This window comes from Microbacterium sp. (assembly GCF_017305435.1).
Classification (GTDB): domain Bacteria; phylum Actinomycetota; class Actinomycetes; order Actinomycetales; family Microbacteriaceae; genus Microbacterium.
In genome coordinates, this window is record NZ_JAFKIP010000003.1 from 540,336 (window position 1) to 567,320 (window position 26,985).

Annotated in this window: 24 protein-coding genes; 15 read left to right on the forward strand and 9 right to left on the reverse strand. The window is 69.7% G+C overall.

Features of this window, described 5'->3' with window-relative positions; translation table 11 throughout:
* Positions 1–47 precede the first annotated feature (47 nt).
* The 5 genes from gyrB to dnaA form a co-directional block, all read right to left on the reverse strand.
* Positions 48–2,099, reverse strand: a complete 2,052-nt coding sequence (gene gyrB / locus J0I43_RS05845) for a DNA topoisomerase (ATP-hydrolyzing) subunit B (RefSeq protein WP_292860427.1) — start codon at positions 2,097–2,099, stop codon at positions 48–50.
* A 143-nt stretch (positions 2,100–2,242) separates the two neighbouring features.
* Positions 2,243–2,728, reverse strand: coding sequence for a DUF721 domain-containing protein (locus J0I43_RS05850; protein ID WP_292860430.1), 486 nt, complete (start codon positions 2,726–2,728; stop codon positions 2,243–2,245).
* Complete coding sequence (gene recF, locus J0I43_RS05855; protein WP_292860433.1) at positions 2,718–3,950, reverse strand: DNA replication/repair protein RecF; 1,233 nt, start codon at positions 3,948–3,950, stop codon at positions 2,718–2,720. Before recF ends, J0I43_RS05850 begins: the two co-directional genes overlap by 11 nt.
* A 10-nt stretch (positions 3,951–3,960) precedes the next feature.
* Positions 3,961–5,103, reverse strand: a complete 1,143-nt coding sequence (dnaN, locus tag J0I43_RS05860) for a DNA polymerase III subunit beta (RefSeq protein WP_292860437.1) — start codon at positions 5,101–5,103, stop codon at positions 3,961–3,963.
* Positions 5,104–5,523: 420 nt separating this feature from the next.
* Positions 5,524–6,990, reverse strand: coding sequence for a chromosomal replication initiator protein DnaA (gene dnaA / locus J0I43_RS05865; protein ID WP_292860440.1), 1,467 nt, complete (start codon positions 6,988–6,990; stop codon positions 5,524–5,526).
* Between the two features lie 262 nt (positions 6,991–7,252).
* On the opposite strand from dnaA, the gene rpmH reads away from it, so the two are divergent.
* The 10 genes from rpmH (at position 7,253) to J0I43_RS05915 (ending at position 14,211) form a co-directional block, all read left to right on the forward strand.
* On the forward strand, positions 7,253–7,390 hold the full coding sequence (gene rpmH / locus J0I43_RS05870) for a 50S ribosomal protein L34 (RefSeq protein ID WP_005054680.1): 138 nt from the start codon (positions 7,253–7,255) through the stop codon (positions 7,388–7,390).
* Between the two features lie 10 nt (positions 7,391–7,400).
* On the forward strand, positions 7,401–7,751 hold the full coding sequence (gene rnpA, locus J0I43_RS05875) for a ribonuclease P protein component (protein ID WP_292860443.1): 351 nt from the start codon (positions 7,401–7,403) through the stop codon (positions 7,749–7,751).
* Positions 7,752–7,795: 44 nt separating this feature from the next.
* Positions 7,796–8,134: a membrane protein insertion efficiency factor YidD gene (gene yidD, locus J0I43_RS05880; RefSeq protein ID WP_292860610.1), complete on the forward strand. Its 339-nt coding sequence runs from the start codon at positions 7,796–7,798 to the stop codon at positions 8,132–8,134.
* A gap of 6 nt (positions 8,135–8,140) precedes the next feature.
* Entirely contained in the window at positions 8,141–9,256 is a 1,116-nt protein-coding gene (gene yidC / locus J0I43_RS05885) for a membrane protein insertase YidC (protein WP_292860613.1), read from the forward strand.
* Positions 9,257–9,274: 18 nt separating this feature from the next.
* On the forward strand, positions 9,275–9,799 hold the full coding sequence (locus J0I43_RS05890) for a R3H domain-containing nucleic acid-binding protein (protein ID WP_292860446.1): 525 nt from the start codon (positions 9,275–9,277) through the stop codon (positions 9,797–9,799).
* Positions 9,800–9,827: 28 nt separating this feature from the next.
* Positions 9,828–10,451: a 16S rRNA (guanine(527)-N(7))-methyltransferase RsmG gene (gene rsmG, locus J0I43_RS05895; protein WP_292860449.1), complete on the forward strand. Its 624-nt coding sequence runs from the start codon at positions 9,828–9,830 to the stop codon at positions 10,449–10,451.
* Between the two features lie 511 nt (positions 10,452–10,962).
* Entirely contained in the window at positions 10,963–11,262 is a 300-nt protein-coding gene (locus J0I43_RS05900; protein WP_292860616.1) for a GIY-YIG nuclease family protein, read from the forward strand.
* A 589-nt stretch (positions 11,263–11,851) separates the two neighbouring features.
* Complete coding sequence (locus tag J0I43_RS05905; protein WP_292860619.1) at positions 11,852–12,784, forward strand: ParA family protein; 933 nt, start codon at positions 11,852–11,854, stop codon at positions 12,782–12,784.
* Positions 12,784–13,860 carry a ParB/RepB/Spo0J family partition protein gene (locus J0I43_RS05910; RefSeq protein WP_292860452.1) on the forward strand — a complete coding sequence of 359 codons (1,077 nt, stop codon included), beginning with the start codon at positions 12,784–12,786 and terminating at the stop codon, positions 13,858–13,860. The genes J0I43_RS05905 and J0I43_RS05910 overlap by 1 nt, the downstream gene beginning before the upstream one ends.
* Positions 13,861–13,869: 9 nt before the next feature.
* On the forward strand, positions 13,870–14,211 hold the full coding sequence (locus J0I43_RS05915; RefSeq protein WP_292860455.1) for a tryptophan synthase subunit alpha: 342 nt from the start codon (positions 13,870–13,872) through the stop codon (positions 14,209–14,211).
* A gap of 130 nt (positions 14,212–14,341) precedes the next feature.
* Here J0I43_RS05915 and trxA read toward each other — a convergent pair whose 3' ends face one another.
* The 4 genes from trxA to J0I43_RS05935 all read right to left on the reverse strand — a co-directional run bounded on the left by trxA (position 14,342) and on the right by J0I43_RS05935 (position 19,649).
* The gene (gene trxA / locus J0I43_RS05920) at positions 14,342–14,665 is read right to left on the reverse strand and encodes a thioredoxin (RefSeq protein ID WP_292860458.1); all 324 of its coding nucleotides are present in this window, start codon (positions 14,663–14,665) and stop codon (positions 14,342–14,344) included.
* An 89-nt stretch (positions 14,666–14,754) separates the two neighbouring features.
* The gene (trxB, locus tag J0I43_RS05925; protein WP_292860461.1) at positions 14,755–15,759 is read right to left on the reverse strand and encodes a thioredoxin-disulfide reductase; all 1,005 of its coding nucleotides are present in this window, start codon (positions 15,757–15,759) and stop codon (positions 14,755–14,757) included.
* A 127-nt stretch (positions 15,760–15,886) separates the two neighbouring features.
* Positions 15,887–17,497, reverse strand: coding sequence for a murein biosynthesis integral membrane protein MurJ (gene murJ / locus J0I43_RS05930; protein WP_292860464.1), 1,611 nt, complete (start codon positions 17,495–17,497; stop codon positions 15,887–15,889).
* Complete coding sequence (locus J0I43_RS05935) at positions 17,490–19,649, reverse strand: DUF6049 family protein (RefSeq protein ID WP_292860467.1); 2,160 nt, start codon at positions 19,647–19,649, stop codon at positions 17,490–17,492. Before J0I43_RS05935 ends, murJ begins: the two co-directional genes overlap by 8 nt.
* Before the next feature lie 171 nt (positions 19,650–19,820).
* Here J0I43_RS05935 and J0I43_RS05940 point away from each other — a divergent pair, with 171 nt between their 5' ends.
* From J0I43_RS05940 to J0I43_RS05960, 5 genes are read left to right on the forward strand one after another with little or no spacing between them, the layout of a single operon-like run.
* Positions 19,821–21,401, forward strand: coding sequence for a methyltransferase (locus J0I43_RS05940; protein ID WP_292860622.1), 1,581 nt, complete (start codon positions 19,821–19,823; stop codon positions 21,399–21,401).
* Positions 21,402–21,410: 9 nt separating this feature from the next.
* On the forward strand, positions 21,411–23,063 hold the full coding sequence (locus tag J0I43_RS05945; RefSeq protein ID WP_292860470.1) for a LuxR C-terminal-related transcriptional regulator: 1,653 nt from the start codon (positions 21,411–21,413) through the stop codon (positions 23,061–23,063).
* Between the two features lie 48 nt (positions 23,064–23,111).
* Positions 23,112–23,666: a hypothetical protein gene (locus tag J0I43_RS05950; RefSeq protein ID WP_292860473.1), complete on the forward strand. Its 555-nt coding sequence runs from the start codon at positions 23,112–23,114 to the stop codon at positions 23,664–23,666.
* Entirely contained in the window at positions 23,666–25,486 is a 1,821-nt protein-coding gene (locus J0I43_RS05955) for a hypothetical protein (RefSeq protein ID WP_292860476.1), read from the forward strand. Before J0I43_RS05950 ends, J0I43_RS05955 begins: the two co-directional genes overlap by 1 nt.
* A 25-nt stretch (positions 25,487–25,511) precedes the next feature.
* A complete protein-coding gene (locus J0I43_RS05960; protein WP_292860479.1) occupies positions 25,512–26,969 on the forward strand; it encodes a CCA tRNA nucleotidyltransferase in 1,458 nt (485 codons plus the stop codon).
* Positions 26,970–26,985: the final 16 nt, after the last annotated feature.

Here is a 26,985-nt window from a genome sequence, read left to right on the forward strand (position 1 = left end):
TCGATGGTTTCGATACGCCGGCCGTGCCGGCTGCTCAACCACCGGTACTAGATGTCGAGGAAGCGGACGTCCTTCGCGTTGCGCTGGATGAACCCGCGCCGCGACTCGACGTCTTCGCCCATGAGGATGGAGAAGATCTCGTCCGCGGCGGCCGCGTCGTCGATCGTCACCTGGCGGAGGGTGCGGGTGTCGGGGTCCATCGTGGTCTCCCACAGTTCCTTGGCGTTCATCTCGCCGAGGCCCTTGTACCGCTGCACGCCGTTGTCCTTCGGGATGCGCTTGCCGTCTTCGAGGCCGGCGGCGAGGAGCGCGTCGCGCTCCCGGTCGCTGTAGACGTACTCGTGGGCGGAGTTCGACCACTTGAGGCGGAACAGCGGCGGCATCGCGAGATAGACGTAGCCGGCTTCGATGAGCCCGCGCATGTACCGGAACAGGAGGGTGAGCAGGAGCGTCGTGATGTGCTGGCCGTCGACGTCGGCATCCGCCATCAGCACGATCTTGTGGTACCGCGCCCGGGAGACATCGAAGTCCTCGCCGATGCCGGTCCCGAACGCCGAGATCATCGCCTGGATCTCCGCGTTGCCGAGCGCGCGGTCCAGGCGCGCCTTCTCGACGTTGAGGATCTTGCCGCGCAGCGACAGGATCGCCTGCCGCTCGGGGTCGCGGCCGGAGACCGCGGAGCCGCCGGCCGAGTCGCCCTCCACGAGGAAGATCTCCGAGATCGACGGGTCCTTGCTCGTGCAGTCCTTGAGCTTCTCCGGCATCGAGAAGGACTCGAACACGCTCTTGCGGCGCGCGGTCTCGCGGGCCTTGCGCGCCGCGAGTCGCGCGGTCGCCGCGTCGATCGCCTTCGTGATGATGCGCTTGGCCTGTGCGGGGTTGCGGTCGAGCCAATCGGTCAGCTGGTCGCCGACGACCTTCTGCACGAACGCCTTCGCCTCGGTGTTGCCGAGCTTGGTCTTCGTCTGGCCCTCGAACTGCGGCTCGGAGAGCTTGACGGAGATGACGGCGGTGAGCCCCTCTCGGATGTCCTCACCCGTGAGGTTGTCGTCCTTCTCCTTGAGCAGGTTGTTCGCGCGTGCGTACTTGTTGATCAGCGTCGTCAGCGCCGCACGGAAGCCCTCCTCGTGCGTGCCGCCCTCGTGCGTGTTGATCGTGTTCGCGAAGGTGAACACGTTCTCGGTATAGCTCGTCGTCCACTGCATCGCGAGCTCGAGCGAGATGTGGCGCTCCGTGTCCTCCGACTCGACCTCGATGATCTCGTCGTTGACGATCTCGGCCTTGCGCACCTTGTTGAGGTACTCGACGTAGTCGACGAGACCCCGCTCGTAATGGAAGTCGTCGAAAGGCTGCTTCTCGACCGCCTGGCCGTCCTCACCGTCGACGACGTACGCGGATGCCGGACGCTCGTCGCGCAGCGTGATCCGCAGTCCCTTGTTCAGGAACGCGGTCTGCTGGAAGCGGGTGCGCAGCGTGTCGTAGTCGAAGTCGACGGTCTCGAAGATCGTGGCATCCGGCCAGAACGTGATGATCGTGCCGGTCTCGTCGGTCTTCTCGCCCTGTGCGAGCGGGCCCTGGGGCTTGCCGCCGTCGGCGAAGGTCTGCCGCCAGACGAACCCTTGACGCCGGATCTCGACCTCGAACCGCGTGGAGAGCGCGTTCACGACCGATGAGCCGACGCCGTGGAGACCACCGGAGACCGCGTAGCCGCCGCCGCCGAACTTTCCGCCGGCGTGGAGGACCGTCAGCACCACTTCGACGGTCGACTTGCTCGGGTCGGAGCCGTGAGGGTCGACGGGGATGCCGCGGCCACGGTCGATCACGCGGACCGCGCCGTCCTCGAGGATCGTCACGTCGACGAGGTCGTTGTGCCCCGCGAGTGCCTCGTCGACGGAGTTGTCGACGATCTCGTACACGAGGTGGTGGAGACCGCGCTCACCGGTCGAGCCGATGTACATGCCGGGACGCTTACGGACGGCCTCGAGGCCTTCGAGCACCTGGATGGCATCGGCCCCGTACTCGTTCTCGACCTTCTTCGCCTGCGCGGGCTGCGTGGTGGGGATGTCCTCGGGAACGCTGTCGGGGGTATCGGATGTCATAGGTTTCGAGCGCTCCTGGCGTGGCGGATGATCGAGGCGCCCGCATTTCGCGGACGTTCCATTCTATCCGGTTCGCGGTCGGTTTCGTCCGCTGAACGGCCCTGTGGCGCCGTGAAATCGGTCCGGAGGCCGATGGACGTCCCTCACCCGTAGGTATCGCGAGGGCCGCGCCCTGGAACGGCTCTGGGGCCCCATTTCCAGGAGGGGACGTCGGGTCCTACGAAACGGACGTTCTGGACGTTCGCGTCGGGGAAGCGTCGCATCAACTGGGTGACGATCTCCGCGCGCATGAGCTGGAGGTTCTTCGCCCATGCCGTCGAATCGCACTGGACGGTGAGGATGCCGCCCTCGAGAGCCACGGGATTCGCGTGCCGCGCGGTCTCCGCCCCGGTGACCTCTTCCCACTGCAGCACGAGATCCTCACGAGCGAGCTGCGTGTCCCAGCCGGACTGGCGGGTGAGGTCGGCGAGAGCGTCGCCGAGGCCCTTCGGGTCGCGACCGGGAGCGAACGGCTGCTTGTCCTCGTCGTCGACGGCGCGCTTCCGCCGGCGCCGGGCAGCGCGCGGCGAGGGCTCGAGGCCGCGCAGACGCAGGTAGGTGCCGACCGTCTCGGGGATGTCATCGGTCATCGGCATCCCCTTCCTCGGCTGCGATCTCGGCGACGATCGTGCCGGCGACGACCCGCACCGTGCGTGCACGCAACGCCGGCGGCACATCGGCTTCGACCGCCGCGGTCACGACGACCTGCTCGTAGCCTTCCACGAGGGCGGCCAGGCGCGCGCGCCGGTCGGCGTCGAGCTCGGCGAAGACGTCGTCGAGGATGAGGATCGGGTCACCGAGCTGCGACTGTGCGCGCAGGAGCTCGGCGGACGCCAGACGCAGCGCCAGCGCGACCGACCAGGATTCACCGTGCGATGCATAGCCCTTGACCGGGAGTCCGCGAACGCGCAGCAGCAGATCGTCGCGGTGCGGGCCGACGAGTGTGAGGCCACGGTCGAGCTCGGAGGCCCGCTTGTCGGCCAGCGCGGAGCGGAACTGCGCCTGGATCTCCGCGGACTGCGAAGCCGCGGAGGTACGGCGCGGCTCGCCCGTACCGGTCTCTCCGGTCGCGACGCCTGCCGCCGGCGCCTCGAGATCGTCCTCCGGATCGCCGCCCCCGATGGAGAGGGCCCACTCGAGCTCGGGACGGTGATCCTCCCCGGCGATCGCGGTGTACGCCGCAGCGACCGGCCCGGCGAGATCCGCCGCGAGCGCCAGCCGCGCCCGGATGATGTCGGTCCCGAGCGCCACGAGCTTGTCGTCCCAGACATCCAGGGTCGACAGGGCGTCACCGCGGATGCCGCGGGCGCGCGCCGACTTGAGCAGCGCGGTCCGCTGTTTGAGCACCCGGTCGTAGTCGCCGAGCACGCCGGCCATGCGCGGCGCGCGCTGGATGAGGAGCTGATCCGCGAAGCGCCGTCGCGCAGACGGATCGGTGCGGACGATCTGCAGATCCTCCGGTGCGAAGAGGACGACCTGCGCGTAGCGGGGCAGCTCGGACGTCTTCACCGGTGCGCCGTTCACGCGTGCCTTGTTGCTCCCGGTGCGGTTCAGCTGGGATTCCAGCAGGACGCGACGGTCGCCATACGCCAGGCGCATGCGCACGATCGCGGCATCGGCCCCATCGCGGACCATCGGGGCATCCTGCGAGACGCGATGAGAGCCGAGCGTCGCGAAGTAGCCGATGGCTTCTGCGAGATTCGTCTTGCCTTGGCCGTTGCGGCCGACGAAGACGTTCGCGCCGGGGGCGAGGCTCACGTCGGCGACCGCGTAGTTGCGGAAGTCGACGAGACTCAGCTGCTCGACGATCACCGGAACGGGGTCAGCGCAGGAGCAGGTTCGGCTGCAGCAGGTACTTGAAGCTCTCGGGGGTTCCGGACGTCTGCGGCGTGATGAGGACGGGGCTCAGCTTGTTGGCGTTGTCGCTCGAGGTGAACGTGATGCGGGCGAACTCGCTCTTGACCGCGCCCAGGGCTTCGAGGAGGTACTGCGGGTTGAGACCCAGCGTGACCTCTTCTCCCGTGAGGGTCGCGTCGACCGACTCGGTGGCACGCGCCTGCTCGGTGCCCGCGGCATCCATCGAGACACCGTCCTCGGTGAATGTGAACCGCAGGGGCGCCGACCGGTCCAGCACGAGCGAGACGCGCCGCACGGCCTCGGCGAGGTCGGCCGTGCCGACGACCGCGTAGTGGTCGGTCTGCTCGGGGAAGAGGCGCCGCACGGGCGGGAAATTGCCCTTGATCAGGAGGGACGTGACCGTCTTGTTGCCCGAGGTGAAGGCGATGATCTCGCGGTCTCCCGATCCCGAGAACGACACCTGGATGTCGCCCGAGTGCGCGAAGGTCTTTCCGACCTCGGTGAGCGTGCGCGCCGGCACGAGGGCCGTGGTGGACTCGTCGCCGGCCACGGTGCCACCGTCCCACTGCACGTCGCGAAGGGCGACGCGGTAGCGGTCGGTCGCGACGAGGCTCAGCGACGTCCCCGCCACCTCGAGCTGCACGCCCGTGAGGACGGGAGTGACGTCGTCGCGCGACGCGGCGAACGCGACCTGCGAGATCGCCGTCGCGAAATCGTCCGCGGGTACGAGACCGGACTCCCCGGAGACTTCCGGGATCGCGGGGTATTCCTGCACCGGCATCGAAGCCAGGGTGAACCGTGCCGAGCCGCACGTGAGGAGGATGCCGTCGTCCTCGGTGACCTCGATCTGGATCGGTGCGTTCGGCAGCCGGCTCGCGATCTCGGAGAGCAGCCGGCCGTGGACGAGGATCGTGCCGGGCTCGTCGACGGTCGCCTCGATCGTCGTGCGTGCGGAGGCCTCGTAGTCGAACGCCGCGAGCGACAGACCCTCGTCGGAGGCCTCGATCAGCACGCCCGCGAGGATCGGCTGCGGGTTGCGCTGCGGCAGGAGCTTGACGACGAATGACACGGCCTCGCTGAAGACGTCGCGATTCACGTGGAACTTCACTGTGGCTCCCTGGGGGTCGGCTCGGGCGTCTCCATGCTAGTGCCCGGTCTCGTGATTCTCGCAGGGGAGCTTCTGCGTCGGGCGTCCCGCCGACCTGGTGATCGAATCGGATTCTCTGAGATGGTTCTCTGTCATGGTGTTAACAGCTGTGGAAAGTGTGGATAACCTCGTCGATCCCTCTCGTTGAGCGGGAACCACACGTCTGTAAGTTGTGAGCGGGCTGCGGATGCCCGTGTGCGAGCGGGATGCGGGCATGCCGCACGTGCGGTCGATCATCCACAGTGAGGACGGATTCGCCCACAGGCATCCCGATTCGACGGGTAGTTATCCACAGGCTCTCCACACTGTGAAGAACGCGCATGATTGAGCACACCGTTGCCTGGTGTCAAGTCGCGGGCGGTGCGATCGCCCGGCGAGAGGTCATCGCGAGACGCGGCCGAGCTGCGTCGTGATCTCCGAGACCTGGTTGTAGATCGAGCGGCGCTCCTTCATGAGCTCCGCGATCTTCTTGCATGCGTACATCACGGTCGTGTGATCCCGGTTCCCGAAGAGCTGACCGATCTTGGGCAGGGACAGGTTCGTCCGCTCGCGACAGAGGTACATCGCGATCTGTCGCGCCGTGGCGACCGACTGCGAGCGACTGGAGCCGTAGAGATCGTCGACCGACAGTCGGAAGTACTGGGCCGTCGCGGCGATGATGTCTGTCGGCAGGATGACGCCCGCATCGTCGGTGTCGACGATGTCCCGGAGCACGGTCTGAGCGAGGGCGATGTCGAGCGTCGAGCGGTTGAGGCTCGCGAACGCGGACACCCGGATGAGGGCGCCTTCGAGTTCGCGGATGTTGCTGGAGACCTTGGTCGCGATGTACTCGAGCACCTCGTCGGGTACGAGCAGGCGTTCGGACTGCGCTTTCTTGCGGAGGATCGCGATGCGCGTCTCCAGGTCGGGCGCCTGCACGTCGGTGATGAGACCCCACTCGAACCGGCTGCGCATGCGGTCTTCGAAGCCCGTGAGGTGGCGGGGCGGGACGTCACTCGTGATGACGACCTGCTTGTCGTGGTCGTGCAGGGTGTTGAACGTGTGGAAGAAGGCTTCCTGCGTCTCGGCCTTCCCCTGCAGGAACTGGATGTCGTCGATCATGAGGATGTCGACGTCGCGGTAGCGCGCTTGGAAGGCCGAACCCCGGTTGTTGGCGATCGAGTTGATGAAGTCGTTCGTGAACTCTTCGCTCGAGACGTACCTCACGCGGATGCCGCTGTACAGGCTGAGCGCGTAGTCGCCGATCGCGTGCAGGAGGTGCGTCTTGCCGAGGCCCGAGTCGCCGTAGATGAAGAGCGGGTTGTACGCCTTGGCCGGCGCTTCCGCGACCGCGACGGCGGCCGCGTGCGCGAAGCGGTTCGACTGGCCGATGACGAAGTTGTCGAACGAGTACTTCGGGTTCAACCGGGTGTCGTTGCGCGAGGTGCCGGGGGCGATGTCGGGTCCGTCGTCGGAGCCGGGGCGTGAGATCGGCGCGGGGGCGAGTGTTCCGGACAGCGGTGCCGTGCCATCCGGGTGCGCACCGACCCCGTTCGAGGTCTGGACCGGGATCGGCGCCGTCAGGTGCGCATCGGCGAGCTCGGGATTCACGACGACCCGGAAAGAGGTCGCGCTCGGTTCGGCCTCGGCGCGGGCGAGGGCCTCCATGATGGGGGCGCGCAGGCGCTTGTTGAGCTGTGCCGCGGTGAGGTCGTTGGGCACGTCGAGGTAGAGGGTTCCACTCATCACGCCCTGCGCGACGGCGAGGCTGAGAAAGCCCTGCATCTGCGGCGTCACGCGCTCATCGGCATCCAGCAGGGCGCGCGCAGCGGTCCAGACCGGAACATCCGGAACGTCGTGCTGAGACATGCAACCCCCTGTGGATAACTACCCGAGCCACGGTAGTCAGCGACCCCGTCGAGGGCAAAATCCACTGTAGTTCCGGCCCGCGTGTCCCTGCCAGTGCTCATCCACAGGCGGTGGATAATATCCCTTCGGTCCCTGTCGGTTTGAGGTCTGGGGCGACTCGACGTATCCTCAGTAGGTTGACTTATGCCCACCTGGGCAGTCCCCTGTACCTGTGTCCCCGGTCTAGAGCGTTCGGGTGACCCGCCGATCCGGAGTGATCCACATGAGCAAGCGCACGTTCCAGCCCAACAACCGCCGCCGCGCCAAGAAGCACGGCTTCCGTGCCCGCATGCGCACGCGTGCCGGCCGTTCGATCCTGTCGGCGCGCCGCGCCAAGGGTCGTACCGAGCTCTCGGCCTGACCTCCTCGCGGTGCTGGCGCGCGGGAATCGCATCACCCGCGGGGCGGAGTACAAAGCCGTCGTCCGCGGTGGGTCCCGTTGCGCCGGTCCGCACACGGTGACGTACGTGGTCACCTCCTCCGCGTCGTCGCCGAGCGACCGCCCGGCACGTTTCGGCTTCATCGTGAGCAAACAGGTGGGCTCGGCCGTGACCCGCAACACCGTCCGGCGTCGGCTGAAGGCCGTCTGCGCCGAAGCCCTGCCGAATGTCGCCGCCGGCGCGGACGTCGTGATCCGCGCGTTGCCGTCCGCGGCATCCGCCGACTTCGCCGCTCTGCGCTCGGAAGTCGTCCGCTGCTTGACCAGGCGAGCGGCCGCGTGAGCGTCACGACGCTGCCGTCCTATTCCCTCGGGACCGGCCGCTTCATGGCATCCGACCTCCTGGGCGCGGTTCCGCTGCTGCCCCGCAACGCGGGCCTTGCGCTCCTGCACGGGTATCGGGCGACGATCTCGCATGTCTACGGCGACGTCTGCAAGTACTACCCGTCGTGCTCGGCATACGCGGTCGGCGCCGTCCAGCAGCACGGGCTGATCAAGGGCTCTGCTCTCACCGCCGCGCGTCTCGCGCGCTGCCATCCTTGGGCACGCGGAGGCGTCGACGACGTCCCGCTGCACCGCAGTTTCCGACACGAGCTGACCCCGCACGGTTTCGTCGTGCCCTCCACTGACGGCCTGCCCGCGGGTACGTCGCCCAGAAAGGACTGATCCGTGCTGGATCTTCTGTACCGCGCCGCCGCCACGCCCACCCCGGTGGTGCCGACGCCGACCACGCCGATGCCGGGCACCAGCCTGGACTTCTTCAGCGCGATCATGTGGCCGTTCAAGTGGATCGTCGAGGCGATCCTCGTGTTCTGGCACTGGATCTTCACCACCGTGGGTCTGCCGGCGGATGCCGGTCTGACCTGGGTGCTGTCGATCATCGGTCTCGTGGTGGTCGTGCGTTCCGCGCTCATCCCGCTGTTCGTGCGGCAGATCAAGAGCCAGCGCAAGATGATGGAAATCGCCCCTGAACTGCGGAAAGTTCAGGAGAAGTACCGCGGTAAGAAGGATCAGCTGTCGCGCGAGGCGATGAGCCGCGAGACGATGGCGCTCTACAAGAAGCACGGCACCACGCCCGTGTCGAGCTGCCTGCCCCTGCTCGTGCAGATGCCGATCCTGCTCGGTATGTTCTACACGCTCTCCGACGTGAAGAAGCACGCGGAGTGGGGCATGGGCGGTGTCGGCCTTCTCAGCAAGGACCTCACCTGGCAGTTCTACGAGGCCAAGCTCTTCGGCGTCGCTCCCCTGCACACAAGCCTCACCGAGGCCGTCGGCCAGAAGCCGGACGGCTGGGAGGCGACGGTCGCGATTCTCGTGATTCTCGTGATCCTCATGATCGCGTCGCAGTTCATCACGCAGCTGCAGATCATCTCGAAGAACCTCTCCCCCGAGGCCAAGACCGGCCAGGCCTACCAGATGCAGCGCATCATGCTCTACATCCTGCCGCTCGCCTTCATCTTCTCGGGTGTGTTCTTCCCGCTCGGCGTCGTCCTCTACTGGTTCACGTCCAACATCTGGACGATGGTGCAGCAGTTCCTCGTTATCCGGAACCTCCCCACGCCGGGCTCGGATGCGGCGAAGGCGCGTGAGGAGCGCTTGGCGCGAAAGGGCAAGGCCCTGGATGCCTCGGGCAAGGTGATCCCGATGGAGAAGTACGAGGCCGAGCAGAAGCGTCTGTACGAAGAGGCGCAGAAGGCCAAGGCGGAGGCGCCGAAGCGGCAGCAGCCGGTCAGCAAGCAGCGTGCGAAGAAGCAGGCACAGAAGAACAAGCCGCAGGACGAGTCCTGAACGGGCGGGAGAAGGACCATGAGTAACACGACTGACCAGGCCGGAACGGACTCCGTTCCCGTTGCTGAGGGTGCGTCGACGAGCGTCGAGCAGCTCGAGCAGGAGGGCGATATCGCGGCCGACTACCTCGAGGGCCTTCTCGACATCGCTGACATCGACGGCGACCTCACCCTCGATGTGCGAGCGGGCCGCGCGTATGTGTCGGTCGAGAACGACGATGAGGACGCGCTCACGCTGATCTCATCGCCGGACACCGTCCAGGCGTTGCAGGAGCTCACGCGCATCGCGGTGCAGACGCAGACCGGGCGGTTCTCGCGGTTGATCCTGGATGTCGGTGGTTCGCGCGACGCGCGTCAGCGTCAGCTCGAGAAGCTGGTGGATCGTGCCATCGCCCGTCTCGACGAGGGGGCGTCGCAGGCATCCCTGCCGGCGATGTCGAGCTACGAGCGCAAGCTGGTCCACGACGTCGTCGCCGCGCGCGGGCTCGTGTCCGAGTCCTACGGCGAGGGCGCCGATCGGCACACGGTGATTCGCCGCGGCTGATGCCGGGCGTTTCACGTGAAACATCGCGATGATCGAGACGGAGCCGGCAGAGGCATCCCTGGTCTTCGGTGAGCAGATCGATCGCGCACGCCTGTTCGCGGCGGCCCTCGGCGAGCATGGCGAGGAGCGCGGGCTCATCGGTCCCCTGGAGCCACCCCGTCTGTGGACGCGGCACATCCTCAACTCGGCTATCGCCGCGCCGCTGTTCCCCTCCGGCGGTGTCGTGGGTGACATCGGATCCGGAGCGGGATTGCCGGGTCTCGTGCTCGCGATCGCGCGGCCCGATGTGCAGTGGGTCCTGGTCGAGCCGATGGAGCGCCGTGTCGCGTGGCTTTCCGAGCAGAAGGAGTCGCTGGGTCTCGACAATGTCGAGGTGCTCCGTGCGCGCGGCGAGGACTGGACACGCGGCCCCATTCTGGATGCCGTGACCGCTCGTGCCGTCAGCGCGTTGCGTACGCTCATTCCGCTGACCGCGCCGCTCCTGCGCCCGGGTGGTGAGTTGATTCTGCTCAAGGGCGCCAACGCGCAGAACGAGATCGACGCCGCCGACAAGGCGATCCGCAAGTACAAGCTACGAGACGTTCGCGTCGAGGTCGTCGGTGAGGGTGTCATCTCCGAACCGACCCGTGTGATCCGGGCGACCGCCGGCTGATCTCCTCCCCCTGTCTCTCCGGCGTTGTGATCTCTATACGCCGCGCTGCGCGCGGCACTCGATCACCGGAGGGGATCCGCCCGGTGGTTGAGTAGCCGCCGACGGCGGCGTATCGAAACCACTTCTTTTCATCGCGGGAAGTGTTTCACGTGAAACATCATCGGGAGGGGTCAGCTGTGATCTCGATACCCCACGCTGCGCGCGGTACTCGATCACCGTGGGTCGGTGGTTGAGTAGGGCGGCGAAGCCGCGCGTATCGTAACCACTGCCTCTCATAGCTGGGAGTGTTTCACGTGAAACATCACCTAGGTGGTCATCTGTGATCTCGATACGCCGCGCTGCGCGCGGCACTCGATCACCGAGGGTCGGTGGTTGAGTAGCGCGGCGAAGCCGCGCGTATCGAAACCACATCCACTCCTCCACATTCGACCAATCGTCGGATCTCTCCACAGATTGATCGGCGTCACCACGGGGCTCTGCCGCCCCCGCGCATCATCGTGGCTTGGCATATATGTACATCCTCGAGTGCGCAGACCACTCCTACTACGTGGGCAGTACGCGCAACCTCGAGCATCGGCTCTGGTTGCACGACATCGGTGAGGGCGCCGAGTACACCAAGCGCCGACGACCGCTGGAGCTCGTCTACGTCGAGGAGTTCGCCCAGGTGGCGGATGCACTCGCGCGGGAGAAGCAGGTTCAGGGGTGGAGTCGCGCCAAGAGACAGGCGCTGATCTCGTATCACGGAGACCAACTGCCGGATCTTTCGCGCAAGCGATTCACCCATGACGATGAGTCGACGGGTGCGTTGTGATCTCGATACACCGCGCTGCGCGCGGCACTCGATCAACGAACTCCGGTGGTTGAGTAGCGCGGCGCAGCCGCGCGTATCGAAACCACAGCCTTTTGCCACGGCAAGTGTTTCACGTGAAACACCGACTGAAGGGTGCGCCGTGATCTCGATATACCGCGCTGCGCGCGGCACTCGATCACCGAGGGGCTCACGCCCGGTGGTTGAGTAGCGCGGCGCAGCCGCGCGTATCGAAACCACAGCCTTCTGCCGCGGGCAATCGTTTCACGTGAAACATGACGGGCGGGTGGGGTGTGATCTCGATACACCGCCCTGCGCACGGCACTCGATCACCGAGGGGGCTCGCGCCCGGTGGTTGAGTAGCCGCCGGAGGCGGCGTATCGAAACCACAGCGTTCTGCCGCGGGCAAGCGTTTCACGTGAAACATCGTCGGGAGGGGTGAGGTGTGATCTCGATATACCACGCTGCGCGCGGCACTCGATCACCGGAGTCCGGGGCGTGGTTGAGCGGCGAGTGTTTCACGTGAAACGGGGATGAAGGGGGAGAGGCCTCGACTACAGTGGAATGGTCCCCGAAACGATAGGAGTCCGTGGTGCAGGAATCGGAGAACGCGACCGCTCCCGCACCCTTCTCTATCGATGACAGCCCGATTGCGCGCGAACTCGCGGACCTCACGTCTCGACGCCGGGCACTGGATGCCGTGTCTCTCGATTTCGAGGGAAAGACGCGCATCCTCACGGTGTCGAACCAGAAGGGCGGGGTGGGCAAGACCACCACAACCGTCAACATCGCCGCGGCGCTGGCCACACTCGGAGCACGCGTCCTCGTGATCGACCTCGATCCGCAGGGAAACGCATCGACGGCTCTCGGTGTCCCGCACACGGCCGACATCCCGAGCGTCTACGACGTCCTGATCGACGAGTTCCCCCTCGCCGACATCATCCAGACGAGCCCGGAATCCCCGAACCTGCTGTGCGCGCCGAGCACGATCCACCTCGCCGGCGCGGAGATCGAGCTGGTATCCCAGGTCGCCCGCGAGCACCGGCTGCGCACGGCGCTGGAGGAGTACCTCGCGGCATCCACTGATCGTCTGGACTACGTCCTCATCGACTGCCCGCCGTCGCTCGGACTGCTCACGATCAACGCATTCACGGCGGCCGACGAGCTCATGATCCCCATTCAGTGCGAGTACTACGCGCTGGAAGGCCTCAGCCAGCTCCTCGGGAGCATCCGGATGATTCAGAAGCATCTGAACCCCACGTTGCACCTCTCGACGATCCTTCTCACGATGTATGACGGACGGACGCGGCTGGCGCAGCAGGTCGCGGAGGAGGTGCGCGCGCACTTCCCGAGCGAGGTGCTGACGACCGTCATCCCGCGTACGGTGCGCGTGTCCGAGGCTCCGAGCTTCGGGCAGACGGTCATCGCGTACGACCCGCAGTCGGTCGGCGCCGTGTCGTACCGTGAAGCAGCGGTCGAGCTGGTGCAGCGACAGCGAGTCAAGGCGAACGAGGAAGGCAACTGATGGCGAAGCGCACAGGATTGGGCCGGGGGATCGGTGCCCTCATCCCGACCACCGAGAGCACCGAGTCCCGCCCGGTCGACGTGTTCTTCCCTGGGGCATCGACCGCAGTGAAAGCGCCCGGAGCGTCGATACCGGCGAAAGATGCCGCGGATGCCGCCGGTGCCGTAAGCCCTTCCGGTACCGGAGCGATCGCCGAGGACGCCCCGGTGACGGACGGCGCTCACGCAACGGCCGAGGTCGACGCCGATCTCGTCACGGTCCCGGGCGCGCAGCTCATCGAGATCGACCCGAACGAGATCGTGCCGAACCCCCGGCAGCCGCGGACCAACTTCGACGCGGACGACCTCGCTGAGCTGGTGCATAGCGTGCGCGAGTTCGGCGTCCTGCAGCCCGTCGTCGTGCGTCGCAACGATGAAGGCGCGTACGAGTTGATCATGGGTGAACGCCGCACCCGTGCATCGCGCGAAGCCGGCCTCACCTCGATCCCCGCGATCGTCCGCGACACCGCGGACGACGATCTGCTGCGCGACGCCCTCCTCGAGAACCTGCACCGCTCGCAGCTCAATCCTCTCGAAGAGGCATCCGCCTATCAGCAGCTCCTCGAGGACTTCGGCATCACGCAGGAGCAGCTCGCGACGCGCATCGGCCGCTCACGCCCCCAGATCAGCAACACCATCCGCCTGCTCAAGCTGCCCGTTCCGGTGCAGCAGCGCGTCGCGGCGGGGGTGCTGAGCGCGGGGCACGCGCGGGCGATCCTCTCGCTCGACAACGTCGAGGCGATGCAGCGCCTCTCGGACAAGATTGTCAACGAGGATCTCTCCGTCCGCGCCGCGGAGGCGGCGGCGAAGGGGGTGGATGCCGCGGCGCACCGCACCCCGGCACCCAAGGCCGGCGCGCGCCGCGCTCACCTCGACGATGTCGCAGAGCGGCTGGGTGACCGGCTCAACACAAAGGTCAAGATTTCGCTGTCCGCGAGAAAAGGCCAGGTCATCATTGATTTCGCGACCGTTCAGGATCTCAACCGGATCCTCGCGGAGATCGGCGAGACCGAGTACGGCGCCACTGCGGGAGCGTAGGCTGGACGGGTGACCGACCGCCCACCGCTCCCGCGACGCGCCAGCCTCGAGGTGCTGCGCGCCGAGGCATCCGATGAGCTTTCGGTGCTCATCGAGGAGCGGATCCGCGACGGTGAGGACCCCTGGGACTTCATGGAGGACCTCCCGTCGGTCGACGAACTGGTCGTCCTCACGCTGCGCGCGGAGAACATCGCCGCCGACGGCGGCAACCGCCCGACCGTCGCGCGCAACTACCGGGTGCTGCGACAGATCTCGCTCGACTACCCGGCACTCACGCGTGCCGTGTGGCGACTGCTCGGCAGCGAGCCGCACCGCACGTGGGATGCCTCGGTGCGCGTCGAAGCGTCCTGATGTGGTCTCGATACACCGCGCTCCGCGCGGCACTCGACCGCCGGCGGGAGCTGCGCGCGGCATCCGACCACCGAAGTTGCACGACGCTGCGGCGCTCGACCGATGAACGGGAGCGCCGCAGCGTCGGCGATCAGGCGAGGTAGGTGGCGAGGTCCTGCTCGAGGGCGAACTTCGGCTTCGCGCCGATGATCGTCTTCTCGACCTGGCCCTTGTTGAACACCTTCATCGCGGGGATGGAGGTGATCTGGTACTCCATCGCGAGGTTGGGGTTCTCGTCGACGTTGAGCTTCAGGACGGTGATCTTGTCGCCGTTCTCCGTCTGGATCTCGTCGAGGATGGGCCCGACCATGCGGCACGGCCCGCACCAGGCGGCCCAGAAGTCGACCAGAACGGGGCCTTCCGCGTCGATGACGTCCTGCTGCCAGGTGCTCTCGCTCGTGGCCTTCGCGGTCATGATGTTCTCCTTAGGGGTGGTTCGCTGAACTCAAACGCCGAACGCAGCCGGTTTGTTCCGGGGCCGCGACCGGGGCGCCGGAGGTGGTGTCAGGCGGCGTCCGCCGCGGTGTCGCCGTCGGCATCCGTGAGACCGTCGATCTCCGCGGCATCCCGCTCGGGGAGGCCCGCGTCGCCGCGGGCGGCGAGGTAGTGCTCGACGTCGAGTGCCGCGGTGGTGCCGGAGGCCGCGGCGGTGACGGCTTGCCGGTAGGTCGGGTCGACGACGTCGCCCGCGGCGAACACGCCGGCGACGGAGGTGCGCGACGAGCGCCCGTCGACCCAGACGGTGCCGTGCTCGGTGAGCCGCAGCTGGTCGTGCACGAGATGCGTGCGCGGGTCGTTGCCGATCGCAACGAAAACCCCGGTCACGGGCAGTTCTCGCGTCGTTCCGTCGACGGTGTCGCGCAGCAGCAGGCCGGTGACGGCATCGCCGCCGAGCACGTCCTCGACCTCGCTGTTCCAGACGAACTCGATCTTCTCGTTCGCGAAGGCGCGGTCCTGCATGATCTTCGACGCGCGCAGCTCGTCACGGCGGTGCACGATGTAGACCTTCGAGGCGAACTTCGTCAGGAACGTCGCCTCCTCCATCGCTGAATCACCTCCGCCGATGACGGCGATCTCCTGCTCGCGGAAGAAGAAGCCGTCGCACGTCGCGCAGTACGAGACGCCGTGGCCGGAGAGACGCTGCTCGCCCTCGATGCCGATCTTGCGCGGCGCGGAACCCGTGGCGAACACGACGGACTCCGCCTCGTGGACGGTGCCGTTGCCGAGCGTGACCTTCTTGACGTCACCCGCCAGATCGAGCTCCACGACGTCCTGATACAGCACTTCGGTGCCGAACTTCTCCGCCTGTTCCTGCATCTTGGCCATGAGATCAGGGCCCATGATGCCCTCGGGGAACCCGGGGAAGTTCTCGACCTCGGTCGTGTTCATGAGCTCGCCGCCGGTCTCGACGGAGCTGGCGACGAGCAGCGGGGAGAGGTTCGCACGCGCCGCGTAGATCGCGGCGGTGAATCCCGCCGGCCCGGAACCGATGATGATGACCTGTCGCACTGCTCTGCCTTTCCGAGGCGATTCGGGGCTTTCCGTGCGGCCCGAGGTCGGGCCACGAAACGTAGAACCCATGGTAGCCGCGGGGCATTCCATGACAGGGCGGACGCTCCGCGTCAACGCCCGCGCGTCAACGTCCGAGGATCCGCCGCACGAGCCGCGTCGCGATACCCAGCTCCGGCGCGCGCAGCACGGCGAGGGCGGCGACATAGACGACGAGGGATGCCGCGCCGACGATCGCGCCTCCCGCCGCCCCCAGGAACCGGTCGCTCGTCGTCCACCCGCCGGTGCCGCCGAGGAGGAGGAACACGGCCCATCCCGCGGCGAACGCGGGTACAGCGGCGATAGCGAAGCGGCCGAGTGCGCGCCACGTGGGACGGAGCGCACTCGTGTCGGTGTGACGCCGCAGCAGCCGCAGCGCGACCGGAAGCTGCACATACGTCGACAGTGACTGGGTGAGCGCGACGGCCGCGGCGAGGAAGGCGAGCGGCAGGATGCCGAGGTTCACGGCGATCACCGCGATCACGGCTCCGATGGCGGCGAGGGCGGCCTGGACGAAGGAGAACACGAACGGGGTGCGGGTGTCCTGGAAGGCGAAGAACCCGCGGCGCAGCACCACCAGCACCCCGAACGGAACGAGCGCGATGAGGTAGGCGCACAGCACCCAGGCCATCGCGATGGCCCCCTCCGAGCTGTTGGTGAAGACGCGGGTGATCGGGACGGATGCCGCGGCGATGGCGGCCGTGAATCCGAAGGCGAACAGGGCGATCGCCCGGATCGACTCGTCGAGGTTCGGCCCGACGCGGTCGAACCGTCCGGCGGCGACGTCTTCGGCGAGGCGCGTGAAGTACGTCGTCGAGATCGACATCGCGACGATCGAGTGCGGCAGCATGAAGATGAGCCACGCGTAGACCATGACCGACACGCTCGCGGTGCCCGAGGCGAGCGTCACGACCTGGCTCTGCACGATGCCGGCGACCTGCCCCACGACGACCGCGAGGAAGGTCCACCACGCGAGCGTGCCGATGTGGCGCAATCCGATGCCCCGCCAGCGGAAGTCGGGGCGCACGTGCAGCTTCGTGCGCTTCCAGAAGAACAGCAGCACGACGGTCTGCAGTGCGATGCCGAGGGTGGCCGTTCCGCCGAGGAGCGCGATCATGCCGGCATCCCAGTCGGACGTCTCGGTGAACGGGCCGCCGAAGACGGCGAGGAAGACACCGAACCCGGCGATCGAGACGAGGTTGTTGACCGTCGGCGCCCAGCTGTACGGGCCGAAGACCTTGCGCGCGTTCAGCACTTCGCCCAGCAGCGCGAACAGGCCGTAGAACAGCAGCTGCGGCAGCACCCAGTAGGCGAACGCGACGGCAAGCGCGTGCTGATCCGGCTTCCAGGATGCGGCGTACAGCCAGACCAGGACCGGCGCGATGGCCATCATGAGCGCAGTCGCGGCGATGAGGACGACCGCGCCGAGCGTGAGGAGCTTCGACACGTATCGCGATCCGCCGTCGCTGTGGGCCGCCGCCTTGACGATCTGCGGCACGATGATGCCCGTGATCACGCCCGCGGCGAGCAACTCGTAGACGTTCGTCGGCAGCGTCGCAGCGACGCTGAACGCGTCGGCGGCGCGACTGCCGTACGAGCCTATGACCGCGACGAGCACGAGCGAGCGGACGAGGCCCGTGATCCGGGAGAAGAGCGTGCCCGCCCCGATGATGGCGCTGGCGCGACCGAGGCTAGCCATCGGCATCCTCTCTCTCCCCAGCCTCCGGAGCAGCCTCTGGAGCGGCCTCCGGTGTGCTCGCTCCGGCGCGCCGGCGGCGCAGCTTCAGCACCGTGCGGACGATTCCGAGGATCAGGAGCGCCGCGACGAGTGTGATCATGATGACGAGCCCGACCGACTCCCACTCCGCGTGCACCGACACGTGCACCGGGACGGTGTCGCCGATCGTGACACCTGTTGCGCTCCGCAGCTGCAGTTCGAGCGTCGACTCGCCGCTGCCCACCCGCGCCTGCACGGGCACCTGCACGCGCGTGTTCTGCGAGGGCCCCGCCTCGACCGGAGTCGTGCCCTGCACGATGAGGCGCGGGTCGTTCCGCGTGGCGAAGAGGACCACCGACACGGGCCAGCGCAGGTCGTTGCGCACCGAGAAGCTCAGCGGCGCGCTCGAGGCGGCGAGCGTGATGTCGACCGGCGGGGTGATGGCGACCGCGCCCAGTGTGTCACGCGTCTGGGTGCGGTGATCGGTGAACGCGGTCGCGGCGGCATCCGCCGTCGCCGTGCGCCAGCCGTTGCCGATGAGCTGCAGGATCGCGGCGCGCTCGGGGGAGGTCAGCACCGTCGGGTCCGCGAGGATCGACGAGAAGCTCTGCAGCTCGCCCTCGTCGCTCAGCAGGGTGTGCAGCTCGTCGACGCGCTGGTCGTCGACCGCGTCGGCATGCAGCGTGACGGGCGCGGCCCCGCCGCTCGTGAGGGCGGCGATGTCGGCGACGGCGGTGCGCCCCGCGAGGCTGGATGCCGTCTGCAGCGCCGCGCGCAGCGAGGGGGCCGCGGCCGTACGGTCGACCGTGACGAGGAGCGTCCCCGCTCCCGCGTCGGATGCCGCGAACTGCGCGTACGCGGACGCGGCGGCCAGGGCGGCGTCCCGCGTGGGGGTCGCTTCGCTCGCGGCGGCCGCGCCGAGCGCGCGCGACGTGTCGGCGTCGTAGACGAGGAGGCGCGCGTCGCCGGCGTCGGTCGCGGTCGCCCAGGCGGGAGCCGCGGCATCCGTCACTGCGCTCGAGTCGATCAGCGTGAAGCTGGATGCCGAGGCGAGAGCCCTCACCGTCTCGGTGCCCGCGGTGCCCGTCGCAGGCCACAGCACCGTGTCGCCGGTGCCCCCGACGTCGGTGAGCTGGGCGAGCGTCGGGAGGTTGTCGGGTGCGCTGGAGCTTGAGTTGGGACTGGGGCTGGGCGCCGCGGAGGGCGTGCCGGATGCCGCGCGGAAGTCGCGCGCGGCCATGTACGGGTCCAGGGGCAGCGGCTCGAGCGGGGTGCCGAGCCCGGCCGTGATCTGGGTCGCGAGGTCGGCATCGCCGAACTGCAGCGCGAAGCGCGGGTTCGGCAGGGCCATCAGGTCGGTGAGCCACGCGCTGGCGCTCGCGGGGGCCGCGCTGCCGAGCACGCGGATCGCGGCGACGATCGCGGGATCCACCGCGAGGACGGACGTCGAACCCGTGACCGCATCGAGAGCGCTGCGCAGGTCGCCGCCGGGCGCGGTGAGCGTCGTGAGCTCGTCGGCGGTGAGCAGCCCGGTCGAAAGGGCCGGGGCGGTGATCGGGACGACGACGCTCACGGATCCGCCCGTGCCGGCGCCCGGGACCACGAGCACGGTCCGCGCCGTGACCACTCCCTGCGGCGTCGTGTAGTCCGCACGGACGGGATAGACCCCCGGCGTGCGCGCGGCGAACGCCGCCGGGTCGAGGCTGATCGTCGTCGCTCCGGTCGCGCGGCTCGCGATGCGCGGCAGCGTCGTGTCGGCGAGGACGGTCTCCGTACGGGCGAGGGCGGAGGCGTCTGCGCCGTCGCCGGTGTCGCCCGAGAGCCACGCGCGCGTCGCCGCCCGGTCGCCGAGGGCCGTCGCGGACGTCGTCACGTGCACGGCGCCCGCGTCGAGGTCGGCGAGGGTCGGGTTGTAGGCCGAGAGCGTCAGCGCGAGGGCGCTGCTGGTCGACACGACTCCCGCGCCGGACGGTGCCACGGTCAGTGCGATCGACGACGCGTCGCTCGCGGCGTCGTCGTCGGCGACGGCGGGCGATGCGAGGCCGAGCGCGACCGTGACCACCGCCGACAGCGCGAGCACGGCGACCCACGCTCTCGCGAGAGGGCGGGCGCGGCGGGACGGGCTCAAGGTCATGACGGGATTCGACTCCTGTGCGATCCCAGACCGCACGATCAGGTGCGATTCTAGGGTCACCCCCCTGTGCGCCCGCAGTGACGGGCCGCGCGCGCGGCGAATGGACGACGAATGGATGCCTCGGTGACGGATTCCCCGACCCCCCTCCGTACCCCCTCCCCGGCAGCGCCGGTGACCCCCGACCCCGCGGCCGCCGCGGCGCTCCGCGCCGATCTCGCGGCCGCCGGCTACACCGCCGACGCGGTGCGGGCCGCGTGGGGTCGCCTCGCCGACGAGGCGATCGGCCACGGGCTCGCCGGTCCTGCGCTGCGGGCGCTGGACGCGGCCGCCGCGGGCGGCTCCGGCGTCGGCGCGGCGACGCCCGCACTCGCGACCCTCGCTCGCCTGCTTTTCCTGGGGGTGCCGGCGCCGGTGGCATCCGTCGACGCGGCCCTGCCGACGGCGGGCAGCGCGGGGCTCGCGGCGCTCGGGCTCGCCGCGATCGAGGGCGACGTCGTCGTGCCGCTCGCGCTCGTGCGGCCGCAGGAGTACGTCGAGTCCGGCGGCGCCGGCGAGTGGTGGATCGCGAGCGACCTCGACGAGACGGCCCTGAACGTTCGGGGCGCGGGCGGCACCCTGCCCACGGGGCACGTGCTCGGCGTCGGGGGCGCGTCGCTGACCCTCGCCGGTCTCCACCTGCCGACGCCGGCGCTCCGGGTGCTCGACGTCGGCACCGGCTGCGGCATCCAGGCCCTGCGCGCGCGGCGCACCGCCGCGGAGGTCGTCGCGACCGACGTCTCGGAGCGGGCGCTCGCCTTCACACGCCTCAACGCGCTGCTGAACGGCGTGGACGGCATCGAGACGCGCCACGGCAGCCTGTTCGCCCCTGTCGCGGGTGAGGTGTTCGACCGGGTGGTGTCGAACCCGCCGTTCGTCATCACTCCGCGCGCCGCGGGGGTGCCCGAGTACGAGTATCGCGACGGTGGACTCGCCGGCGACGACCTCGTGGCCGCGTTCGTGACCGGGGTCGGCGACGTGCTGGCCCCGGGCGGCATCGCGCAGCTGCTCGGCAATTGGGAGTACCGCGGCGCGGAGGACGGCCTCGACCGGGTGCGCGAATGGGTGGATGCCTCGCCGGTGCCGCTCGACGCGTGGATCATCGAGCGCGAGCAGCTCGACCCGCTCGCCTACGCCGAGCTGTGGGTGCGCGACGGCGGCACGGCTCCGGGAACCCCCGATCACGGCGCGCTCGTGGAGGCGTGGCTCTCGGACTTCGCCGTGCGCGGCGTCACCGCGGTCGGGTTCGGCTACCTGCTGCTGCGGCGCGCGGCATCCGGTACGCCGTCGCTCCGCCGCTTCGAGCGGATCACGCAGCCCCTGTCGGACGGGGCGCTCGGCGATCACCTCGCGGCCGCGCTGGCCGCGCACGACGCCCTGGCCCCCCTGGCCGACGACGCGCTCGCCGCCGAGACGTTCGTCGTCGCGGGCGACGTGACAGAGGCGCGGCACCACCTGCCCGGGTCGGAGGACCCGTCGGTCATCGAACTGCGCCAGGGCGGCGGGTTCGCTCGCGTGATCGAGGTCGACCCGGCCCTCGCCGCCCTCGTCGGCGCCTGCGACGGGGACCTGCCCGTCGGCGTCCTCTCCGACGCGATCGCGGAGCTGCTCGACGTGGATGCCGCCGCGCTCCGCGCGGACCTGCTGCCGCGCGTGCGGGAACTGGCCTTCACGGGGTTCCTGCGCCGCGCCCGGGCGGAGGGCCCCGCGCGATAGGTTGACGGCGTGGACCGGATCGCGGCGCTGCGCGAGGCGACGGATCTCGTCGTCGCGGGGCATTCCGCGCGCCCGGCCGACGGCGCGGCAGACCCCGAGGACGGCTGGAGCCTCGCGCTGGCGTCGTTCGCGGCATCCTTCGCCGGCCGACACGACGAAGCACTCGGCGGCGCTCGCCGCGCGCTCGTCGCGAGCGCGAACGGGGATGCCGCCGAGCGCGTGCTCGCCGCGGCCGTCCGCGCCCTCGCGGCGGCCGGGTGCGGAATCTCGGGGACATGGCGTGACACCGCTCCGGGGGAGACCACGTCGGGCGACCCGCTGATGGACACGCTGCCGCTGCTCGCCCGCCTCGGGGACGGCGACGCCGACGCCTTCGCCCGCTACGCGTTCGCGGAAGCGGCTCTCACCTGCGCGCGCGTCGGCCTGGCCCACCAGGCCGCGGCAGGTCTCGGCGACGTCTGGCTCGGCGGACACCCCTTCGGTGCCGTCATGGGAGTGCTCCGGGCACGTGCGTTCGCGTTCTCGGGACGGATCGACGACGCGATCGCCGTCGTCCGGCGCATCCCCCGCACGGCGACGCGCATCGACCTGCTCGTCGACGCGACGCGCGCCTTCATCGCGGGCAACGCCGCCGACCGCGCCGACGTGCTCGCGCTCGTGCAGCGCATCGAAGACCTGCCGCCCGCGGGTCTCGACAGGCTCGACGGCGGCGCCGTGCTGCTCGGGTGCTACGGACTCCTGGGCCTCGGCGAGCCGATGGCGGCCGGGCGTCTCGTGTCGCGATTCGGCTGGGATGACGCGATGGTCATCGACCGCGCACTCGTGCACGAGCTCTTCGTCGAGGGTGCCGTGCGCGTGGAGGACGCCGAGGCCGCGGACGCCTGGCTCGCACGCGCAGAGGAGGCCGACGGCGACCCGATCGCCGACTCGACCCTCGACCGCACCCGCAGCCGCGCGGCCCTGGCGGCCGGGCGGGTCACCGAGGCCGCCCTGGCCGCCGATCGTGCCGTCGCCGCCGCCGAGCGCGAGGGTCGCGTCATCGAGGCGATGGAGGGTCGCATCGTCGCCGCCCGGGCGCGGGTGTCGGCGGGGCGGTCGGCGGATGCCGCGAGGCTCCTCCGCTCGGCGACGCGCGACGCCGAGCGGGACGGGCATCGGTCGATGCGGCGACAGGCCGACCGGGTCCTGCGGGCGACCGGACGGCGGCTGCCGCCGGCGCACGGCGCCGCGCTGTCCGCACGCGAAGCGCACGTGTGCGAACTGATGCTGCGCGGCTGCGAGAACCTCGAGATCGCCGCGCTCCTCGACATCTCGGAGAACACCGTGCGCGGACACGTCTCGCGGGTCCTCGCGGCGCACGGCGTCCACACGCGGATCGCGCTCATCGCACGGGCGCACTGGCCCGACGGCGCGTGCGACGTCAGGACTCTCACTGGCCTCACACCCCGCCAGCGCGCCGTCGTCGCGGAGCTGATCGGCGGGCGCGGCACCGCGGAGATCGCCGCGCGGATGGGTGTGCGGGAGCGCACGATCGAGAAGCACCTCGACGACGTCAAGGAACGATGGGGCTGCCGCACGCGCGTCGACATCGTGCGGTACGCGGCCGCCCTCGCCGCCGACGCTGTGACGGATGCCGCGACCGATGCCGCGATCGGCGAATAATCCCGAATCCCACTGTCGCGGACCGCGTCGGCGTGAACAGGATGAGGCATGCGTCACCCTGGCATCCGTTCCCGCACCCGACCCGCCCGCTTCGCGGGCTGCGTGATCGTCGCGCTTGCCCTGGGGGGTGCTCTGGGGAGTGCTCTGGCGGGCTGTGCGGCGGGGGCGCCGACGGGTGACGAGCGCGGCACCGCGGGCACGGCGGATGCCGGCGATTCGGGAACCTCGGCACTCTCCTGCGACGGGGTGACGACTGGGGGGTTCGGGCTGCACCGCGACGCGCGCGTCACGGTGCAGCCCGACGCCGGAATCGTGCCGCTCGCATCGGATGCCGACGCGATCGAGTTCACCGACGCGGGGTACGCCGACGGCACGACCTACGGCTGGGAGCTGGCGTACGTCGACGGCGCCTCGGCGTTCCCCGTCCAGGGTTCGTTCTTCTTCGATGCCGACGGCGGGACGTTCCGGCTCGCCGGCCCCCTCGCGCCGCTGGGCGCGGACGGCGGTCCCTACGCGGGCATCCTCACCGTCACGGCGACGACGACCACGGAGGGGACCGTCGAACTGGCCCAGGTCTGCGTTGCGCTCGCGAAGGACGGATGATGCTGCGCGCGCGGATCGCGCTTGCCGCGCTTCTCGCGGCCGCCCTCGCGGGTGCCGGGCTGAGCGCCTGCCGCCCGAGTGAGAGCGACGCGAGCGGGGCGAGTGGTGATTGGCGGCGTGAGCTCGCGGGATGGGGCATCGCGACCGTGCCGTTCGAGGGCGGAGAGCCGCTCCAGCCGGTGACCGGCGACACGGTTCTGGTGCTGACGGACTGGCAGGCCGCGGCGCTCGCGCACGGGATGCCGGCCGGTGACGACGACGCGACCGTCTTCGACGGCACGCCGACGGAGCTCCTCGATGCGATCGGTGCGGACGGTGCAGAAAGCGCGCGCGGCGATGCCCTGACGACCTCCGGGGTCATCGCGGCGTGGTGGGCGCACGCCGACACGCCGCGGGCCGCCGCGGCCCGCGGCTTCCAGGCGCCGATTGCGGGTGTCGTTCCCGACGTCGTCCTGCTGCTGTTCACCGCGGACGCGCTCGACGACGCCGGTCGCACCGTCGACACGAGTCCGCCCGGAGCCGTGCCCGCCGTCGGCGGGCGTGCGCCCGCGGTCGCCGCGCCCCTGCCCGGACCACCGACCTCCGCGCCGCTCGCGGCGGGTACAGACGGCCGCGTCGCCGCGCCCGATCCCTGCGGCACCGTCGGCGACGCGATCGGGAGCGTCAATGCGTTCCTCGACGACATGGGCGATCTCGGCACCGTCATCCGCGGTGCCCTCGAACAGGCCTACGGCGCCCTCGACGCCGTCACGGGCGGCGCGCTCGCCGCCGTCAAACGCGCTATCGCGGTCGCCAACGTCGTGTTGAACATGGGCTCGCTCCTCACGCCGTGGACGGTGCAGTGGGAGACAGCGCCGTCCGGCGCGCTCGAGGTCGGCCTGAACGGGGCGTCACCCATGGCGTTCACCGACACCGTGCGCCTCGTCGGCGCGGCGGCGTCGCCTCCGGTCGCGGTGCAGAGCTGCCTCAGCCTTCTCGGCATCCTCGATCCGACCAGCCAGAAGGGCACGAAGCTCGACTGGCAGTTCCAGGTCGGCGTCGTGCCCGAAGTGCCGGACGGGGTGATCGTTCCGGGCACGCCGCCGACCGCCCTCGGGGCCGACAACGCGGCCGCCCTCGACCTCACGACCGGTGTCGAGAGTCTCACTGCCGAGAAGCGGGTGGTCCGTGCCGCGCCCGCCCTCGTCATCGTGTCGATGCAGCGCGCGGATGCCGAGCGGGTGACCTCGTACATCCGCTCGCTCGGCGGGGGTCTCGTCGACGCGGTTCTGGGGGGCGCGCTGGACCAGGTAGCGACGGCGATCGAGCTCGCCGTGAATCCGACGTTCGAGGTGCGCCAGCACGTCGTGCGCTACTGGGAGGCCGACGAGACGCCGGACCCGCCCGCGGCCGATCCGCCCGGTCCGGCGGTTCCTCCGGCGCAGCCCCCGCTCGACACCCCGATCGAGTGCTCCGTGAGCGCGCAGGACGTCGCCGCCGTCTCCGGCCGCGAGATCACGAGCGTGCGCTACGGCGAGTTCGGCGACCCGACCAACGGGCCGCTCCGCGCGTGCCTGTACGACGTGAGCGGCGGCGGGATGATCGTCGTCGGCGAGGGCATCTACCCGGATGACCCCGCGGCGGTCGACCCCGGGTTCACCGGCATCCTCACCGACGGCGCGTGCAACCGCGCGTCCGGCTACCTCGAGCTCGGGCCCGATGTCTACGGGTACCTCGTGTGGTCGGGGTATGCCCTCCGCGGCACGTACTACTACCAGCTCGGGATGGACGATCCCGGGCGGGTGCTGGCGACCCTCGCGCGCATCGCGGCGTTCTGCTGACTCCCCGCCCGCTACCCTGGAATCCATGCTCAACATGGCCGAGGGGCTCGACCGCCTGGGGGCGCTCGCGACCTCGCCGATCATGGCGCGCCTGGGCGCGGCGTTCGCGCAGGCCGGGTTCGAGCTCGCGATCGTCGGGGGGCCCGTGCGCGACGCGATCCTCGGCCGCGGAACGCACGACCTCGACCTCACGACGAACGCCCGCCCGGACGACATACTGCGGATCGTGAAACCCCTGGCATCCGCCACCTGGGACATCGGGCGTGCGTTCGGCACGATCGGTGCGAAGATCACGGGCCCCGGGGCGTCCGGAGAGCCAGGCGTCGCCGAGCAGGTCGAGATCACGACCTACCGCGCCGACAGCTACGACGGCGTGACCCGCAAGCCGACGGTCGCCTTCGGCGACGACCTCGAGGCCGATCTCGCCCGCCGCGACTTCACCATCGGGGCGATGGCGCTGCGGCTGCCCGTGCCGGCGCTCGTGGATCCGACGGGAGGCGTCGAGGACCTCATCGCGGGCGTCCTGCGCACGCCCGGAGACCCCGACGTGAGCTTCGGCGACGACCCGCTGCGCATGCTGCGCGCGGCGCGATTCAGCGGCCAACTCGGGTTCGCCGTCGCGCCCGAGACGCTCGAGGCGATGACGCGGCTGCGCGCCTCGATCGGGATCGTGAGCCCCGAGCGCGTGCAGGCCGAGCTCGTGAAGCTGCTCGCCTCCGCCGACCCCGTCCGCGGCATCCGGCTGCTCGTCGACACCGGCCTCATGGACGAGATCCTGCCCGAGGTCCCCGCGCTGCGCCTCGAGATCGACGAGCACCACCACCACAAGGACGTCTACGAGCACTCGCTCACGGTGCTGCAGCAGACGATCGACCTCGAGCACGCCCGCCACCCCGGCGCGGCACCCGACGTGACGCTGCGCCTCGCCGCGCTCCTCCACGACATCGGCAAGCCCGCGACGCGCAAGCTCGAACCGGGCGGCGGCGTCAGCTTCCACCACCACGATCTCAAGGGTGCGCGGATGGCGCGCAAGCGCCTGCAGGCGCTGCGCTTCGACACCGACACGATCTCCTCGGTCGCCCAGCTCATCGAGCAGCATCTGCGATTCTTCGGTTACTCCGAGGGCGCCTGGACCGACTCCGCCGTCCGCCGGTACGTGCGGGATGCCGGCGCCGAGCTCGAGCGCCTCCACATCCTCACCCGTGCCGACGTCACGACGCGCAACAAGCGCAAGGCGGCGCGCCTTTCGGCCGCGTACGACGACATCGAGCGGCGCATCGACGAGCTCGCCGCACAGGAAGAGCTCGACGCGATGCGCCCCGAGCTCGACGGCAACCGCATCCAGGAGGTCCTCGGCATCGGGCCGGGGCGCGAGGTCGGCGAGGCCTACCGGTTCCTCCTGGATCTGCGCCTCGACGAGGGCATCATCGGCCCGGATGCCGCCGAGGAGCGCCTCCGCGACTGGTGGGCCGCGCGAAGCTGAGCGATCCGACCCGCCC

Excerpts from the sequence above, each read along its gene's own strand:
- gyrB (WP_292860427.1), bottom strand. The coding sequence starts at position 2,099 with ATGACATCCGATACCCCCGACAGCGTTCCCGAGGACATCCCCACCACG.
- J0I43_RS05850 (WP_292860430.1), bottom strand. The coding sequence starts at position 2,728 with ATGACCGATGACATCCCCGAGACGGTCGGCACCTACCTGCGTCTGCGC.
- dnaA (WP_292860440.1), bottom strand. The coding sequence starts at position 6,990 with ATGTCTCAGCACGACGTTCCGGATGTTCCGGTCTGGACCGCTGCGCGC.
- rpmH (WP_005054680.1), top strand. The coding sequence starts at position 7,253 with ATGAGCAAGCGCACGTTCCAGCCCAACAACCGCCGCCGCGCCAAGAAG.
- yidD (WP_292860610.1), top strand. The coding sequence starts at position 7,796 with ATGGCATCCGACCTCCTGGGCGCGGTTCCGCTGCTGCCCCGCAACGCG.
- J0I43_RS05890 (WP_292860446.1), top strand. The coding sequence starts at position 9,275 with ATGAGTAACACGACTGACCAGGCCGGAACGGACTCCGTTCCCGTTGCT.
- rsmG (WP_292860449.1), top strand. The coding sequence starts at position 9,828 with ATGATCGAGACGGAGCCGGCAGAGGCATCCCTGGTCTTCGGTGAGCAG.
- J0I43_RS05900 (WP_292860616.1), top strand. The coding sequence starts at position 10,963 with ATGTACATCCTCGAGTGCGCAGACCACTCCTACTACGTGGGCAGTACG.
- J0I43_RS05910 (WP_292860452.1), top strand. The coding sequence starts at position 12,784 with ATGGCGAAGCGCACAGGATTGGGCCGGGGGATCGGTGCCCTCATCCCG.
- trxA (WP_292860458.1), bottom strand. The coding sequence starts at position 14,665 with ATGACCGCGAAGGCCACGAGCGAGAGCACCTGGCAGCAGGACGTCATC.
- murJ (WP_292860464.1), bottom strand. The coding sequence starts at position 17,497 with ATGGCTAGCCTCGGTCGCGCCAGCGCCATCATCGGGGCGGGCACGCTC.
- J0I43_RS05935 (WP_292860467.1), bottom strand. The coding sequence starts at position 19,649 with ATGACCTTGAGCCCGTCCCGCCGCGCCCGCCCTCTCGCGAGAGCGTGG.
- J0I43_RS05950 (WP_292860473.1), top strand. The coding sequence starts at position 23,112 with ATGCGTCACCCTGGCATCCGTTCCCGCACCCGACCCGCCCGCTTCGCG.
- J0I43_RS05955 (WP_292860476.1), top strand. The coding sequence starts at position 23,666 with ATGCTGCGCGCGCGGATCGCGCTTGCCGCGCTTCTCGCGGCCGCCCTC.
- J0I43_RS05960 (WP_292860479.1), top strand. The coding sequence starts at position 25,512 with ATGCTCAACATGGCCGAGGGGCTCGACCGCCTGGGGGCGCTCGCGACC.